Raw genomic sequence first — 15,911 nt, 5'->3', positions numbered from 1 at the left:
GGCCGGCGGCTGTCTCATCTCTCTGAGCGACACGTGCACCAAACAACGATCCAAATTAGACTTAACTCTGTTGATGCATTTTGACAAATTTTCTCGTGAAACAGTTATGCCTTGACCGTCGGATGAAGTGGAGCGTACTACACGCTTCCGAAACACTCCATCGTATCTTTAGGCGCTACCCGGCGCTTTCGAGTTGGAACTCGGGCTCTCTACGGCTCCGTTAGTAGCTACGGACTTCCGTTGAGCAAGTACGGTCGTCGTTCCGAACGGTCGCTACAGCACAAGCTACGAGACACCGCCTATCGAACGCAGGCGGCTGATTTCTACTCATTTAGCGAACGGAAGTCGGCAACCAGCGGGTGAATTTGACCAAAGCAAGGTTTCTCTCACGATGCACAGTATCTATGACAAGGTCAGATCCGCAATAGACCACTGCTCCCGTCAGAAAGGAGGTCGGTAGCCGTTTCGCTGGCGAAGTCGCTATAGGTGGAGGCCCTACTCCGATTATTGTGTTACCGTCGCCGTTATCTCGTCGACCGTTTCGTACGCCTGTTGGACGATGTCCTTGATCCAGATGTATTCGTACGTGCTCACCCGACCGAGGTTGAACATGTTTTCGTACTCGCTGAGCCGACCGTTGATGAGCTCGAACTTCTGTATCTCCTCTTCGACGGGGAGCGGATACGCGCGCGGGGCGCGACGCGTCTGCGAGTCGAGAATCTCCGCTTCGACCCCCTGCTCGTCAAGGAAGGAGCGCACGTAGTCGTCGAACCACTCGTCCGACCGCGTCCACAGGTCCTCGTCGATGAAGCAGGGGAACTCGACGGTCAGGATGTACTCGCCCTCGGGAATCGACTGCGGCGTGAAGTCGTAGTCGGTCACGCGGGTGAACTCGTAGTCGTTCGGGAAGTACCCCCAGTTCACGTGTGAAGGGAACAGGCGCTCGGACGCTTCGATGTGCGCCCCGTAGATGACCATACTGCGGTAGTCGAACGTCGCGTCCACGTCGTCGACGAGGATGCTCGGGTCGATGGTGCTGACGAAGCGGTCGTCTTCGAGTCGTTGGCCGTTCTCGGTCACGAGCGATTGGATCCGGTCGCCGTCGGTGTCGAGGCCAGTCACCCCGTCGAAGACGACGTCGCAGTCTGAGATCATCTCCTTCAGAATCGTCGTGTACTTCTTCTGTGGGTAGTACGCGCCGCCGCTGAAGAACGAATCCTCCTCCTCGGGGAAGCTGATCTTGAAGTCGAACCAATCGCCCGTGATCCGCTCGGGTTCGACCCCCCAGTGCTTCCGCGTGTAGCCCTCGTTGTACCGCTCGTAGAGCGTCGGTCCGACCTGTTTGAGCATGTACTGGTCGAAGTAGTCGGCGTCGGTCTTCCCTTCGGCGTTCGCCAATTCGTCCCAGATCTGCTCGCTGTCGTCCCACAGGTCGATGTTCGCCTTCGTCACCGGGTAGTCGTGCGGTTCGTCGAGCGTTCCCGTCGGATAGGTCTTCGCGTAGAAGTCGTGCGCGTCCAACTCGGAGAACTCGGAGAACAACTCTCCGACGATCGCCTCCTCCGTTTCGTCGTAGAAGAGGAGATGCGGGGCGGAGTCGCAGTGGTACCCGGTGTCGAATTCGATCTCTCGAAGCAATCCGCCGATGCCACCCTTCTCGACGATGGTGACATCGTATCCGCGTTGACTCAACAGGTAGCCGGTGGTACAGCCGGCGACTCCGGCGCCGATGATTGTGACACCCATAGAACAAGACTCACAGAAGAGGGCTTTAAGTTTTTGTACGGACGATATTCGACGTAGAGAACGGTCGGCGGGAGCGACCCATCGCATCCCCTCAGCCGCGGCGACGACAGATTTATTATCGAATCTTGTCATCGATCGGACGTGAGCGAGGATAGACGAGGCCACGAGAGACGGTCGTTTCTGAAGCTGTCAGCGCTGGCCGCGACCGCCGGGTTGGCGGGGTGCGGTTCGCAATCGCGTTCGGGAACCGACACTGAGGCCGGAACCACCGAAACGGAGGGGCGTCAGACCACCGAGCAGACCTCTGACACAGCCACCGCCACCGAAACCTCGACCGAGGAGGCCGGCGAGTATCCGGGCTACGGCTCCCTCCCGGATCCGCTCGCCGTCGACTCCTCGAACCCGTTCGTCCAATTGAACGACCAGAGCACGGACAACTACATGGGCGAGTTGGCTCTGGCGATGGCGGACTCGAACACCGTCGATTTACGGGGCTTTCTTCTGGGTTATCCCCGTGAGGTCTGGAAGAACAAGAAGAAGTACGGACGACACCGCGAAGAGTGCGTCACGAACCACGAGCGAATGCATCAGAAGGCGGTCGAGAGCGGGATGGAACACCTTCCGCCGCCGCAGTTCGGCGTCTTCGACCATCACCAGAAGCCGTCCTCGGGCCGCATCGAGGACACGGAGCCGATCGGTTCCGAGGGAACCGACCTGATCGTCGCGGAGGCGAAGCGGGCCTCGCGCGAGAACCCCCTCGTTGTGGCAGTCGGTGGGGACATCTGCACCGTAGCCGACGCCTATCTCACGGATCCCTCGATCGCGGACTCGCTCGTCGTCTACTGGCACGAGCAGGTCGACGACATCAACGAGCAGAGCGGCTACAACATCCGGAATTCGGGCTGGAGCGCATACGTGGTGCTCCGACGACTCGCGACGGTTCTCGACCACAATCGGGGCGGATACACGATCACCGAGGCGGAGGTCAAAAACAGGGTTCCCAGCCCGCTCAACGAGTACATGATGACGAAAGAACACTGGGGCTGGGGAAATCCGCTCCAGTCGACCGACTGGTCCAACAAGGGAGAGTTTGGAATCGACGACGAGCGGGCCCTTCTTCTGGCCGCCTACCCCTTCACCAGACTCGGTTCCAACCCGATGTCCGTCTCCGGACTCCAGCGCGCGGACTGGGAGTACGAACCGAGGGAGGTGCTTCCGACGCTCTCCTCGGGCGGCGAGGACTCCCGCCTGATTGAGATACCCGATATCGAACGCTCCAAGACCGCCTTCTGGCGGTCGTGGGACTAAATCAATCGAATCCAGTCCATTTTCCAACAGGAATAATCGAATCGATTGCTACAGCGTCGAAGGCGAGCGGGTTTCGCATCCGTACGTTTAATCCGAAGCGTCGAGAGCTACCCGGCGAGGATTGCTGACCGTGACGGACACTCACATCACGCTTGCAGGCAAGGCGCCCGCGGAGCCTCTCGAACTCGAACGGGCGAACGACCGCGGGTTCGAGACGGTCGAACTCTACCTCGAACGCTCCCACCTCGCGAACGTGGCCCGGACGCTCGAGGTTGTCGACGGAGCCCCCGTCGACGTCGCATCCGTCCACACGCCGCACGTTCCGATCGACGACCTCGAGTGGATGAGGCGCGCCGACCGCGTAGCGGACGCTCTCGACGCGTACCTCGTTGTCCACTCGAATCGGGTCGTGCTCGCGCACGTCTCCAAACTCGAAGAACTGGCATTCGAGTCGAGATACGGCTACGAGAACAACCCTGGAGCCAGCGTACGACACGTCGAGAGCGTCATCCTCGAACGAGGGCACGAGTTCGTTCTCGACACGGCGCACCTCTACATGGCGGAGGGTGACTACGTCTCGGCGCTCGATCACCTTCTCACGGAGTACGCGGACCGGATCGAAGTCGTCCACCTCTGCGATTCGACCCTCCAGCAGGACGGACTCGCGTTCGGGGAGGGATCGATGGACATGGCGCGCGTCATCCGACTCCTCAAACGAGAGTTCGACGGAATCGTCGTCTTAGAGGTCATGCCGGAATACCAGCGGGACGCGAACGAGTACTACGAGAGCATCTGACCGAGTTCGGTCGGGTACGAGGCGGCGGTGTCGATACCTCGGTCGCCACGCGTTTACTCCGGATCGGGTATCCGACGTTTTAAGCCTCGGAACGGAAATGAACCGATATGGCGACGACACGCCGACAGCGATTCGTCAACGGACAGATCGCGGTGATGCTGGCTTCGATTGTCGGCCTCTCGCTGATTGGCGCGTTCTCACTGGGGCTCTTCGTGCTCGTATCGCTGATCGGGTTCCTGCTCCTGACGGTCGCCACGGCACCGGTGAACGTGACCCCCCGATGGCGCTCGCGCCTCAAGTGGCCGATTGTGCTCGGGCTCGCCATCTTCGCATATCTTCTCGTGAGACAGGTCGCATCGATTCTCTCGACCGTCTTCTGAGACTCGAAGACGACCGGCGGGGCGCCGGTTCACCGAGCTATTTTTATCGGTGGCGTAGAAGTGATGGAGTATGTCGTTTCGGGAACGGGTTCGGCCGTATCTTCCGTCGCCGGTTCGGAACCTCGCGTTCGACCTCGCCGCGCTCCTCGCCCTCCTCCTCGTCACCGCAATCGCCGTCTCGATTCCCGGAATCCGTGAGACGCCTCTCCGAGCGGTCGTCTCGGTTCCGTTTCTCCTGTTCGCTCCGGGTTACGCGTTCGTCGCTGCGCTGTTTCCCGAGGCGCCCGACGCGGGAGGCGTCTCCTCGGGACGGAGTCTTTCTCACCTCGAGCGCCTCGTCCTCTCGTTCGGGAGCAGCGTGGCTCTCGTCCCGCTGATCGGGTTCGCGGCGAACTTCACCCCCTGGGGGCTCGGACTCGGTCCGATGCTGGCGGCGCTCGGGTCGTTCGTGTTCGTCTGCGTCGTCGTCGCGTCGAGGCGGCGAGCTCGGCTTTCGCCCGAGCGACGGTTCCGACCCCCGATAGAGAGCTGGTATCGGTCGCTCAGAGCGGACGTGTTCCCGCACGAGACGCGAACCGACGTCGTGTTGAACGTCGCGCTCGCCGTCGCGCTCGTCTTCGCAATGACCGGCGTGGGGTACGCGCTCGTCGACCAGCGGAACGGCGAGCAGTACACCGAACTGTACCTCCTGACGCAGGGAGAGGACAAACTCGTCGCCGACGACTACCCGACCGAGTTCACGGCGACAGAGAGCCGGTCTCTCGTCGTCGGCGTCCGGAACCACGAACACGAGCGGACGAGTTACACCGTCGTCACGAAACTACAGCGGGTCCGGTCGGGAGACCAAGCGCAGGGAGTGACCGTCGTCGAGGAAGAAGAGATAGACCGGTTCGGAGTCACGCTGGCGTCGAACGAATCGGTGCGTCAACGGCGGGTGCTGACCCCGACGCTCACCGGCGACCGACTGCGACTCCACTTTCTCCTGTATCGAGGAGACGCCCCGGCCGACCCGCAGGCGAACAACGCGTACCGGAGCGCTCACCTCTGGGTGAACGTCTCGGCGCCCGAGTGACGGTAAGCGAAGGCCGCGGAGACGAGCCTCAGTCCGACTCGGACCGAGTCTCCGTCTCCCACGTGACGATGTTGCGGTTGCGGACGACGTTCCAGAGCGCGACGACGAGACTGTAGTTCAGCACGAGGAAGTAGAACGGCACGTAGGCTATCTGCGGCGTCCAGCGGTCGAGTCGCCTCGAGACGGCTCCGACGGCCGCGAGCAGATAGAAACCCACCTGTCCGACGAGGAGGAGCGCGTAGAGCAGATTGTCCGTGAAGAGGACGAGCGCGAGATTCGTGACGGAGACGACCGCGAGCAGCACCGGCGACAGCCATCGAATCACGTGGTGGGAGGCGAGTTGGAAGCTGAACAGCGGATGTCGGAACGGGTTCAAAAGCGAGACGTAGTTCAAGAGCGTGTTCCACGACCGCGTCGAGATTCGGACCCGGCGGGACATCTCCGACTCGACGGTCTCGCCCGTGTTCTCCCACGCTCTCGCCTCGGTCGTGTACTCCGCGCGCTCGCCCCCCTGCACGATCGCCAACGGTTCGGCAAAGTCGCTTATCTCGTCGGGCGGGAGCGGGACGTACGAACGTCGGCGAACGGCGTAGATGGCGCCGTTCCCGCCGGCGATGGAGCTCACTTTCGGTTCCAAGCGCTTGATCAACTTCTCGAACGTTCGGTAGGCGGACTCGGCTTCGACGCCGTACTTCTGATATCGAAGCTCGCCGACGACGCAGCCGACGTCCGAGTCGAACTTCTCTACGAGCCGTCGGATGGCGTCGGTCTCGTACATGCTGTCGGCGTCCGAGAAGACGATGATGTCGCCGCTGACCCGTTCGGCGACGCGGTTTTGACACTCCGTCTTTCCGACTCGCCCCTCGATTCGCTCCAGTCGCACCCCCGAATCCTCGTACGAGCGGACGATCCGGTCCGTGGCGTCGGACGACGCGTCCGAGAAGACGACGATATCGAGTTTGTCGTCGGGGTAGTCTAGCTCCAGTGAGTTCCGTATCTTCTCTTCGATGACCTCCTCCTCGTTGTAGGCCGCGACGACGAGCGACACCGACGGCAGTTCGTCGAACGAGCGCTCGGCCGTCGATCGATTGATAATCGACCCGAGGACGAACAGGGTAATCGGGTACAGACAGTACACGTGAAGCAGAAGCAAGAGCGCCGACCAGAACGCGACCGCGAGCAGCGTGCGTATCATTCTATCAGTTGAGGGGACCGCTCGGCGCGTCGAGAGACTGTCCAGCGAACGACGGTGCCGTGCGGAGAATACAGTGGAGCATCTGACACATCTCACCCCGTACTGAGTCTGATTCCGTCTTATAGATGTCGGACAACGCGCCGAGATTTCCGGTTTCGCCTGTCGAGCTTTACCCAAATCTGTTAATACGATAACCACACTGGATGGGGTATGGAGAGGACCGTCGTCATCGGACTCGATGGCGGAAACTGGCCGTTGATCCGAGAGTGGATGTCCGAAGGACGCCTTCCGAACCTTCGGCGGCTCCACGAAGAAGGTGCCGCCGGCGTGTCTCGAAGCCACCTGCCGCCCGTCACGTGCCCGAACTGGAAGTGTTACGCCTCCGGGAAGAATCCCGGGCAACTGGGCGTCTACTGGTGGGAGCGCATCGATACGGAGAACCGCTCGATGCATCTTCCGGACGCGACCGACTTTCGCACGCCCGAGATCTGGGACTACGTCAACGACGCCGGCGAGCAAGCGGGTGTGGTCAACCTCCCGATGTCGTACCCGCCCCGGGAGATAGACGGCGCGATGGTCGCCGGGGGTCCGCGGTCGCGAGAGCGGGACTACACGAAACCGGACGAACTCCAAGGCGAACTCGAAGAGCGCTTCGGGTACCGCGTCCACCCCGAGAACGTACTCACGAGCAACGAGGGCTCCGACCGGGAGGTCGAGATGGTCCACGACCTCCTCCGGACGCGGCTTCGGACCGCCCACGCACTGCTCGAAGAGCGCGACCTCTCGTTTCTCCACGTCACGCTGTTTCACCTGAACGTCCTCCAGCACTACTTCTGGAACGGTCCCGAGACGCGACGGGCCTGGGAGATCATCGACGAGGAGCTAGAACCGTTCGTCGAAGGGGACTACAACCTCGTCCTCATGTCGGATCACGGCTGTACCGAGATTCACACGGTCTTTTACGTGAACCGGTGGTTGGAGCAGCAGGGCTACCTGCAGACGAAGTCGAGTCTCTCCTCGCGCCTGTTCGATGTCGGCATCACGCAGGAACGAGTCGCCTCTCTCGTGCGTTCCGTGGGCCTCGAATCCTACATTCGACCGCTCATCCCGAGGGCGATTATCGAGCGATTCCCCAACGACGAGGGGGTCGTTCGGGAGGAGAAACTGGAGATGGTGGACTGGGAAGGGACTACCGCGATCGGAAGCGGGCAGGGACTCGTCTACATCGTCGCCGACGACGAAGACGAGCACGCGCGAATATTCGAGTCGCTGAAACGGGACCTGGAAGCTGAGACGGCGCTCGATGGCGGCCCCCTCGTTCGATCCGTCAATCACCCCGAAGACGTCTACAGCGGCGAATATCTCGATCAGGCGCCCGATCTGATATTCGATCAGCAACCCGGGGTCCACACCGGCGAAGCGATGGGAGACGGAGCGGTCATGACGGAGCCGTCGAACTGGCGCGGTGAGAACATCGTGGACGGCATGGTGCTCTTCCACGGCCCGGACGTGAACGCGACCGACATCGACCCGATTCGAATCACGGATATCGCACCCACCGTTCTCCACTGGATGGGGTTGGACGTCCCGTCGGACATGGACGGGTCCGTCGTCTCCGAGATATTCGAGGCCGGAAGCGACCCCGCGACGCGTGAGGTTCGAACGCGACGTCCGCTCGACGCCGCCGAGGAGGGGCGAGATTCGTCCGAACAGTTGAGCGAGGAGGCGCAGAACCGGCTCGAAGATATCGGCTATCTTGAATAGCTCGACCCGATAAAAAATCTCCCCGTTCGAGCGTTATACGCCGCCGAATCCGCGTTCGCCGTATCCCTGCTGACCGTAGTCGTCTTCCACCGGCGTTGGGGTGGGGGTGGGAGTCGGTGTCGGCGTTGCCGTCGGGGTGGGGGTGGGCGTGGGCGTTGCCGTCGGGGTGGGCGTAGGAGTCGGCGTTGCCGTCGGGGTGGGCGTAGGAGTCGGCGTCGACGTCGGGGTGGGCGTAGGAGTCGGCGTCGACGTCGGCACCTCGCCGTTCGTGACCGTGACCGTGTACGAACCGCTCCCGTCGTTGATATCGACGATTTCGGCGTAGTGGGTGCCCGACCCGTTCGCGGTTTCGGTGACGACGCTGCGCGTGCTTCCCGAGTACACCATATCGAGAAAGCTCCCTTCGGTGTCGTAGAGGACCGCCGCGGCGACTCCGTCCCCCGTCTCCCGCGCGAGCGTGAGGTGTAGTTCGTCACCGGCGTCGGCGTCGAAGGCGAACCAGTCGACGTCACCGGCCGTCAGTTCGGCCGTCGTTTCCGCGCCGACGGAGATGCGCGTCGCGTTAGCCCGGGAATCGTTGGGTTCGGCCTCACTCTGCGTGTCGAGTGCACTCACCGTGACCGCGTCGCGGGCGATAATCGCGGCGCCTCCGTACCCGAACACCTCCAGCGGTTCCATCGTCGCCGAATCCGAAGATGACTGCTGTCCGGTACAGCCCGCGAGTCCCCCCACAGAGGCCCCCACGAGTGCCAGATAGGATCGGCGACCGAGCGCGATCCCGTTCTGCGCGTCGTCCGTGTCGTCTTGTTCGTTCACGACGCGATAACTCCTCTCTCCTCCTGTGCTCCTTTCCGCTATCGGTATAGTATGTCAGACATACAGTCACGATATACATAATTTATTTATGGCAAGTATCTCGTCATCCGTTTGGGTGCGGGACGGGAACTCGACTAGCAGCGTACGAAGTTTGTCCAGTCGCTCTCCGAGCGGATCGATCGGATTCGCAGACTGTGCTGTCATTTAAATAGTATTTTAGAACCAACATAATCTTGCTTGTTCGGAGCGAAATGCCGAGGCGGAACCCCGTGATTTGACTCCGCTCCGTCACTCCCAGTTGGCACGTGTTCACGTCTTGTTCTCGGGAAAGCGCCGTCGAGTCGCCGCGGAAGTGCTCGGCCCTCCCAAGTGGTCGATCGCAGTAGTACGAGGGGTACGAACTCCCGACGGACGACTGCTCGCTTTGGCACCTCCGATGATGTTACAGTCTTACTTTTGTAATGCATTTCTCACGTCGATTCACGCGGTACGTTAGCTATCCATAATGTTAATACAAATTTATAATTGTCGTCCAGACTGGTAGCAGGTCAATAAGAACTAAGTGTCAACATATTAGGTTATTTCACGGACTCGAATACACTGCTTCTTCTCAGATTCGACATCTTTCTCCCGTTCTGCCAGGTCGTCTCCGTCGAATTCTTGGCCGACGGTGGTCCGATGCGTGCTCGCGAAACCTACTAGATTTGGAGACAGTATCTATAAGAATAATCAGTGCAATGATTTAATAGCCGTCACATTGCTGATAGCCTCATGGAAGAGCGAGTGTTCATTACGGGGATCGCGGGATTCCTGGGGAGCCATCTAGCCGACGCGTTCATCGAAGAGGGATACGAAGTAGCCGGTAACGACAATCTGATCGGCGGGTACGAGAGCAACGTGCCCTCCGAAGCCGAGTTCCACCGGATCGAGTGCCAAGACGTGGACGCCATGAAGGAGGCGATGGGCGACGCAGACATCGTCTATCACACCGCCGCCCTCGCGCACGAGGGACTGAGCGTCTTCTCACCGGCGCTGATCAACGACCACCTCTACCAAGCGACGTCGGGCACGCTCGCCGCGGCAGCCGACTGCGGCATCAACCGGTTCGTCTACTGCTCGAGCATGTCCCGGTACGGAGAGAACGAAACGCCGTTCACCGAAGACATGGAACCCCGGCCGCAGGACCCCTACGCCGTGAGCAAAGTCGCGGCTGAGGACCTGACCGAACTGCTGGCCGATGTCCACGGCTTCGATTACGTCGTCGCGGTTCCGCACAACATCATCGGGCCGAGACAGAAGTACGACGACCCGTTCCGAAACGTGGCGGCTATCTTCATCAACCGGATGCTCCGGGGGCAACAGCCGATCATCTACGGTGACGGCGAGCAGAAGCGTTGTTTCACGTTCATCCAGGACGACGTCCGTCCGCTGAAGCGACTCGCTCACGAGGACAACGTCGTCGGCGAGACTATCAACATCGGCCCGGACGACGAGTTCATCACGATAAACACGCTGGCCGAGGTTATCGCCGACATCATCGACTTCGACTTGGATCCGATCTACGTGCCGGAACGCCCCCAAGAGGTCGAGTTGGCGAACTGCTCGGCGGACAAGGCTCGCGACCTGCTCGGATACGAATCGCGCTATACGCTTCGCGACGGCCTCGAAGAGATGATCGAGTGGATTCGAGCGGAGGGTCCGAAAGAGTTCGAGTACCACCTCGACTTGGAAATCGTCACCGAAGACACGCCGGACACGTGGAAGGAGCAGATGATCTGAGATGCCGTCCGAACCCGCGATAACTCGGTACGGGCGTCCCGTCCCGACCCGAGCCGCGACGGATCAATGGGAGAACCTAACGAGAGAGACACCGGGGGAGGCGGAACATGGAATCGAATGCGCGCGTAGAAGCTGAAGTTGAGGTCCTGAACCGGGAGAACCCCGCTATCGGCGTGGTCGCGACAGCAGACAACGAGGACGCCATCGCGCGCATCCTGCTCCGCGCGAATCGGCGGGGCTACTCGGTGCTCGTCAGCTACCGGAAGGGAACCGAATCCCGGGCGGTCGAGCTCGCCAGAGAGGCGTCTGCGGTCGTCGTGCCCGCTCCCAACACCGAGTTCACGGAGGGTCTCGACGAGTATCACCTCACCGAGGCGGCCCGCGAACTCGGCTTTCCCGGGATCGTGCTGCACGAGGACTGCGAGGAGTACGTCGATTACGACGCCATTCAGCAGTCCGAGCGAACGAACGGAGAGGAGTTCTACGCGATCGAGTCGCAGAGCCACTCGCTCGAACGCCAGCAGTGTGAGGTCCTCGCGAGCATCCCGGCGTACAACGAAGGAAGTCGGATAGGTGACGTCGTCACGGAAGCGGGACGATACGCCGATATGACGCTCGTCGTCGACGACGGGAGCACGGACGATACGGCGGCGATCGCTCGGCGTGCGGGGGCAGTCGTCGTCGAACACGAGCAAAACCGAGGGTACGGCGGGGCGCTGCAGACGATTTTCAAGGAAGCCGAGCGGCGGGGTGCAGACCATCTCATCATCTTGGACGGCGACGGCCAGCACGACGCGGCCGATATCCCGAAACTCGTCGAACGCCAACGGCAGACCGGGGCTGAACTCGTGGTCGGAGATCGGTTCGGCGAGGGGGCGGAAAGCGAGGTACCGCTGTATCGGCGGTTCGGTCTCACTATCGTCAACGTCCTCACCAACCTCAGCATGGGGGTCGTTCGTTCGCGCGCTTGGGTCCGCGATACGCAAAACGGGTTTCGAGCGTACGACGAGACGGCGATCAAGTCGCTCGCGAACGACGACGGTCTGGGCGAGCACATGAGCGCCAGCACGGATATCCTTCACCACGCCCACCACCGCGATTACGATATCGAGGAGGTCGGAACGACGGTTCGATACGATATCGAAAACGCGAGCACGCACAACCCGATAAAACACGGCGCCGTCCTCGTGAGCAACATCATCCGTACCGTCGAACGGGAGCGACCCCTCTCGGTGCTCGGCATCCCCGGCTTCGGCATCGCGTTCTTGGGAATCAGTCTCGGATACTGGACGGTCTCGAAGTACTTACAGACGAGCGATTTCCCCCTCGAGTTAGCCACCGTCGCGTCGTTCAGCACGCTCGCCGGGTTGTTCATATGTTTCACCGCGATCATCCTCCACTCGCTGAAGACACACTACCCATGACTGCTACGAGCATCCTCCGACAGCGAACGGCGAATCACTTCACCGACTCCGAGTCGCGAGCGCACGATGAGTGATCGGAGACGGCGCGCCGCGGAGGCCACACGCGGCCCTCGTGTTGACCGACCGATCGAGTGGCCGCACGCAGAGCAGGTGTATCTCACGCTCGACTTCGAGTGTGATTTCGGGACCGCACTCGAGACGAACAGCTACCAAGCGGTCTCCAAGATCGACCGACTCGTCTCGTTGCTTGAGTCGACGTCGACGCCGCTCACCTGCTTCGTCCAAACCGAACTGACCGAGGTCCGCCCGGAAGCGGTCGAGGCCCTGCGCGAGTCCGATGTGCCCGTCACGTTTCATCCGCACTCACATACGCATCGCCCGCGCGACCAGACGTCGATCCGCGAGGAGATCGAGACGAGTACGGACCGCTACACCGAGTTCTTCGGCCGACGGCCGACGGGATACCGCTTCCCGAACGGAAACGTTCGGGACGAGGACTACGAACTACTGGCATCGGCCGGCTACCAGTTCGACTCCAGCGTCTTCCCGACCTGGCGACCCGGCCACTTCAACAACACCGACGCGTCGACGTCGCCGACGTACCTCGAACGGTTCGACCTCTTCGAACTCCCGTTCTCGGTTCTCTCTCCCTACGCGCCTCTTCCGATCGGTCTCTCCTATGCGCGTATCTTCGGCCGGCCGTACGTCAACCGATTACTCGAGTCGCCCCCCCGGTCGGTCGTCTTCAACATCCACATGCACGACCTGTACACGCCGCCGTCGTCCGCTCGCCTCCCGAGTGTGTACCGACTGCTCTACAGTCGGAACGACCACGGATTCAGTCTCCTTCGGCGGTTCATCGAGAAATTCGATCAGGCGGGCTACTCGTTCGGTACGCTCGACGGCGTACACGAGCAGTTGCGAGACGGACACGTATCCACGCCCGAGAACCAGACGCCCGCGCGCGACTGAGAGCGGACTGTGGCTTTCAGGCCGACAGGCGTCTCTCTCGCCGACGATTCGGGTTGACTGCAGGCCATTCGGAGTGCGCGAGTTACGGGTGTTCCCCTCGCTGTCGGTCAGAACTGCTTCGTGGTGGCTTACGGTGAGGTAAGTGTAAAGAGAGGACTCGATAGAGTCGTACACGGTACCCGACGGACATCGATAATCAGGATAGGAACGGAAGCGAGAGATAGTACGAACACGGCTATTCTCTGTCAGTAACTAACGCTGTGAGGTTTCTGCGTACCGAGACTGACATTACAGTTTTATGTTCGTAATCATTTTCGTGATTTTGTCGGGTGGGCGTTCTGCCGAAATTGCGGTGCTGGTCCACGCGGACCCGCATGGAAGTCGGGGAGGAAAACCACCCCGAGAGGAAGGCCCGAACTATTCGATGAGACCGCCGTACTGGCTTGGGCTACGTTGACTGTCGCTCTTCACGCCGCACCGTAGCCTCTCTACGAGATCTTCCGTAGATTTAACTATCTATTTTGATATTCGGGGTGTCCTTAGCAGCAGCACTCTCTCGCACGCTGCGATGATATGCCAATCAAAAATCCAGGAGAGTCCACAAGTTATTTTCTTACAGCGATTTTACTTTCCTTCTAATTGGATATGGGCTATAAGAGATTAAAATGTTTACAAATTTTAGGATGCTTGAGAAGTGTACAGCGGCACAGATTGCATCTTTTCATGGGGAACTGTGGTTATCAGATAGAATATTCGGAAGGCTAGTTCAACTGTCGAAGCCGTCCCCGAAAGCTACGTATAGCCGGCCGCGTAGGTACAGGTAGATGGTCTCGACTCGGCGAGAACGGTTTGTGCACGCCCACCTCGCGTGGATGTTGGCGGCGTTCCTCCTGTTGACGGTGCTCGGCGCCTTCTCTCTCGAACTGCTGTTCGTCGTCTCGCTCATCGGCTTTCTGGTCGTCGTCGAACTCACCGCACCCTTCGGCGTGAGTCCGCGGTGGCGTCGTCGGCTCAAGTGGCTGATCCTCATCGGCTTGATCGGGTTCGCGTACATCGTCGTACAGCGCATCCTCGAAATTCTGCCGCCGGGGGTGTTCTGACGTGCGACTCGACGACCTCCTCTCGCCGCGAGCGCTGTTGGTCGCCCTCGTCGCCGTCTGCATGCTGACGCTGGTCGTCGCCGGCGCGACGTCCTCCGCGGCGTTCGGAGCGTTCAACGCACAGTGGGACGGCTCCTCGTCGATCCGGTCGGCGGCCGAGACGACCGATGCGGAACCCACGATTATCCTCGAGACGACGGCGTACTCCGAGTACGACCCGAACGGGACGGTGGCGTTCGTCATCGCGCCGAGCGAATCCTATACGAGCGCCGAACTCGCTCGCATGCGGCAGTTCGTCCAGGCGGGTGGGACGCTCGTCGTCGCGGAAGACTTCGAACCGCAGGGCGACGAACTGCTCTCCGCCCTCGGCGCCGACGCGCGCTTCGACGGGCGGCTAGTGCGTGATATGCGCTATCACGGTCCGACGACGGCGATGCCGACGGCGACGAACGTCTCCGAGCGCTTCTCGACGACGGGCGTCGGGTCGGTGATGCTCAATCACGGCACCGTCGTCGAGGTACCGAACGAGTCGAACGCGACGACGCTCGTCGCCACCTCGGAGTACTCCTATCTCGACGTCAACGACAACGGCCAACCGGACGACGACGAACCCTTCCGGTCCTATCCCGTCGTCGTTTCGGAGGATATCGGTGAGGGACGTGTGCTCGCCGTCAGCGACCCGAGTATCTTCATCAACGCGATGCAGGAGCGCGCGGACAACCGCGCGTTCACCGAGCAGGTGGTGAGCGGGTACGACACCGTCGTCTTGGACTACTCGCACGCGGACTCCCAGCCGCCGATTCGGTCGGCGCTCATCCTCCTGCGCGGGTCGCCGCTCGTGCAGGTCGGCGTCGGACTGGTCGGATTCCTCCTCGCCGGCGTGTTGGCGCGGGAGGGCAGACCGAGCTGGTTCCGCCGGTCGGACGAGTAAGAGAGAGGTCCTCAGACGGTACTGTTGAACTCCTCGTTTGGCGGCCGGTATCGACGGACGCTCAACGAGCACATATTCCGGCACTGTCAATCCGATACGTTACAAAAATTCGAGGAGAAAGCCCACGGCTTTAGCCGTGGGATGAATCCAACAACAGATCAACAGTCCCTCCGTCCCACCACGGCTTAGGGTTGATGAAAGCGTAACATCAATAGTTGGGTGGATTCTATCTAAGACCATGCCACGGGGGTACAGCCGAGAAAGAACGTCGGTACACAATCTCCACTACCACTTCATTTGGTGCCCGAAGTACCGGAAGTCGGTGCTGGAAGGCGAGGTTGCCGACCGTCTCGAAGAACTCGTCTCCGAGAAGGCGGACGAACTCGGCCTTGAAATCCTCCGGCTGGCAATCCAGCCTGACCACGTACATTTGTTCATCACGGGCGACCCGACGCTCGCCCCGAACAAGATAATGCAACAGGTTAAGGGCTACTCCTCTCGCCACCTGCGCGACGAGTTCGACTTTGGACTCCCATCGATGTGGACGCGCTCGTACTTCGTCTCCTCCGCGGGAGAGGTGTCGAGCAAGACCATCAAAGAATACATCGAAGCGCAGGCGGGTGAGTAG

At 60.8% G+C, this 15,911-nt stretch carries 14 protein-coding genes; 11 read left to right on the top strand and 3 right to left on the bottom strand.

Annotated elements, in window-relative coordinates; all coding sequences use genetic code 11:
- Window positions 1–504 precede the first annotated feature (504 nt).
- Window positions 505–1,746 (bottom strand): protoporphyrinogen/coproporphyrinogen oxidase, encoded by a 1,242-nt coding sequence (locus NDI76_RS16210; RefSeq protein WP_310925178.1) that lies wholly within the window; start codon window positions 1,744–1,746, stop codon window positions 505–507.
- Between the two features lie 141 nt (window positions 1,747–1,887).
- Between NDI76_RS16210 and NDI76_RS16205 the strand changes: the two genes are divergently transcribed.
- From NDI76_RS16205 to NDI76_RS16190, 4 genes are all read left to right on the top strand, one after another.
- Window positions 1,888–3,054: a twin-arginine translocation signal domain-containing protein gene (locus NDI76_RS16205; RefSeq protein ID WP_310925177.1), complete on the top strand. Its 1,167-nt coding sequence runs from the start codon at window positions 1,888–1,890 to the stop codon at window positions 3,052–3,054.
- A gap of 130 nt (window positions 3,055–3,184) precedes the next feature.
- Window positions 3,185–3,850 carry a sugar phosphate isomerase/epimerase family protein gene (locus NDI76_RS16200; protein ID WP_310925176.1) on the top strand — a complete coding sequence of 222 codons (666 nt, stop codon included), beginning with the start codon at window positions 3,185–3,187 and terminating at the stop codon, window positions 3,848–3,850.
- 107 nt (window positions 3,851–3,957) lie between these two features.
- Complete coding sequence (locus NDI76_RS16195; RefSeq protein ID WP_310925175.1) at window positions 3,958–4,230, top strand: DUF8044 family membrane protein; 273 nt, start codon at window positions 3,958–3,960, stop codon at window positions 4,228–4,230.
- Between the two features lie 70 nt (window positions 4,231–4,300).
- The gene (locus NDI76_RS16190) at window positions 4,301–5,302 is read left to right on the top strand and encodes a DUF1616 domain-containing protein (protein WP_310925174.1); all 1,002 of its coding nucleotides are present in this window, start codon (window positions 4,301–4,303) and stop codon (window positions 5,300–5,302) included.
- A 28-nt stretch (window positions 5,303–5,330) separates the two neighbouring features.
- Here the strand turns inward: NDI76_RS16190 and NDI76_RS16185 are convergent, their stop codons facing one another.
- A complete protein-coding gene (locus tag NDI76_RS16185) occupies window positions 5,331–6,497 on the bottom strand; it encodes a glycosyltransferase family 2 protein (RefSeq protein WP_310925173.1) in 1,167 nt (388 codons plus the stop codon).
- Between the two features lie 210 nt (window positions 6,498–6,707).
- Between NDI76_RS16185 and NDI76_RS16180 the strand changes: the two genes are divergently transcribed.
- Window positions 6,708–8,261 carry an alkaline phosphatase family protein gene (locus tag NDI76_RS16180; protein WP_310925171.1) on the top strand — a complete coding sequence of 518 codons (1,554 nt, stop codon included), beginning with the start codon at window positions 6,708–6,710 and terminating at the stop codon, window positions 8,259–8,261.
- 33 nt (window positions 8,262–8,294) lie between these two features.
- On the opposite strand, the gene NDI76_RS16175 is transcribed toward NDI76_RS16180, so the two are convergent.
- Entirely contained in the window at window positions 8,295–9,077 is a 783-nt protein-coding gene (locus NDI76_RS16175; RefSeq protein ID WP_310925170.1) for a hypothetical protein, read from the bottom strand.
- Between the two features lie 771 nt (window positions 9,078–9,848).
- Here NDI76_RS16175 and NDI76_RS16170 point away from each other — a divergent pair.
- The 6 genes from NDI76_RS16170 (at window position 9,849) to tnpA (ending at window position 15,911) form a co-directional block, all read left to right on the top strand.
- On the top strand, window positions 9,849–10,856 hold the full coding sequence (locus NDI76_RS16170) for an NAD-dependent epimerase/dehydratase family protein (RefSeq protein WP_310925169.1): 1,008 nt from the start codon (window positions 9,849–9,851) through the stop codon (window positions 10,854–10,856).
- Between the two features lie 107 nt (window positions 10,857–10,963).
- The gene (locus NDI76_RS16165) at window positions 10,964–12,280 is read left to right on the top strand and encodes a glycosyltransferase family 2 protein (RefSeq protein ID WP_310925168.1); all 1,317 of its coding nucleotides are present in this window, start codon (window positions 10,964–10,966) and stop codon (window positions 12,278–12,280) included.
- 66 nt (window positions 12,281–12,346) lie between these two features.
- Entirely contained in the window at window positions 12,347–13,252 is a 906-nt protein-coding gene (locus NDI76_RS16160) for a polysaccharide deacetylase family protein (protein WP_310925167.1), read from the top strand.
- A gap of 824 nt (window positions 13,253–14,076) precedes the next feature.
- Window positions 14,077–14,352 carry a DUF8044 family membrane protein gene (locus NDI76_RS16155; protein ID WP_310925166.1) on the top strand — a complete coding sequence of 92 codons (276 nt, stop codon included), beginning with the start codon at window positions 14,077–14,079 and terminating at the stop codon, window positions 14,350–14,352.
- 1 nt (window position 14,353) lies between these two features.
- Window positions 14,354–15,283: a DUF4350 domain-containing protein gene (locus NDI76_RS16150; protein WP_310925165.1), complete on the top strand. Its 930-nt coding sequence runs from the start codon at window positions 14,354–14,356 to the stop codon at window positions 15,281–15,283.
- A 238-nt stretch (window positions 15,284–15,521) separates the two neighbouring features.
- Window positions 15,522–15,911 carry an IS200/IS605 family transposase gene (tnpA, locus tag NDI76_RS16145; RefSeq protein ID WP_310925164.1) on the top strand — a complete coding sequence of 130 codons (390 nt, stop codon included), beginning with the start codon at window positions 15,522–15,524 and terminating at the stop codon, window positions 15,909–15,911.

Source organism: Halogeometricum sp. S1BR25-6 (assembly GCF_031624495.1).
In the GTDB taxonomy this organism is placed as follows: domain Archaea; phylum Halobacteriota; class Halobacteria; order Halobacteriales; family Haloferacaceae; genus Halogeometricum; species Halogeometricum salsisoli.
The sequence above is the reverse complement of the archived record's forward strand: the minus strand, read 5'-3'. Positions and strand labels throughout refer to the sequence as shown.

Excerpts from the sequence above, each read along its gene's own strand:
- NDI76_RS16210 (WP_310925178.1), bottom strand. The coding sequence starts at position 1,746 with ATGGGTGTCACAATCATCGGCGCCGGAGTCGCCGGCTGTACCACCGGC.
- NDI76_RS16195 (WP_310925175.1), top strand. The coding sequence starts at position 3,958 with ATGGCGACGACACGCCGACAGCGATTCGTCAACGGACAGATCGCGGTG.
- NDI76_RS16190 (WP_310925174.1), top strand. The coding sequence starts at position 4,301 with ATGTCGTTTCGGGAACGGGTTCGGCCGTATCTTCCGTCGCCGGTTCGG.
- NDI76_RS16185 (WP_310925173.1), bottom strand. The coding sequence starts at position 6,497 with ATGATACGCACGCTGCTCGCGGTCGCGTTCTGGTCGGCGCTCTTGCTT.
- NDI76_RS16180 (WP_310925171.1), top strand. The coding sequence starts at position 6,708 with ATGGAGAGGACCGTCGTCATCGGACTCGATGGCGGAAACTGGCCGTTG.
- NDI76_RS16170 (WP_310925169.1), top strand. The coding sequence starts at position 9,849 with ATGGAAGAGCGAGTGTTCATTACGGGGATCGCGGGATTCCTGGGGAGC.
- NDI76_RS16165 (WP_310925168.1), top strand. The coding sequence starts at position 10,964 with ATGGAATCGAATGCGCGCGTAGAAGCTGAAGTTGAGGTCCTGAACCGG.
- NDI76_RS16160 (WP_310925167.1), top strand. The coding sequence starts at position 12,347 with ATGAGTGATCGGAGACGGCGCGCCGCGGAGGCCACACGCGGCCCTCGT.
- NDI76_RS16155 (WP_310925166.1), top strand. The coding sequence starts at position 14,077 with ATGGTCTCGACTCGGCGAGAACGGTTTGTGCACGCCCACCTCGCGTGG.
- tnpA (WP_310925164.1), top strand. The coding sequence starts at position 15,522 with ATGCCACGGGGGTACAGCCGAGAAAGAACGTCGGTACACAATCTCCAC.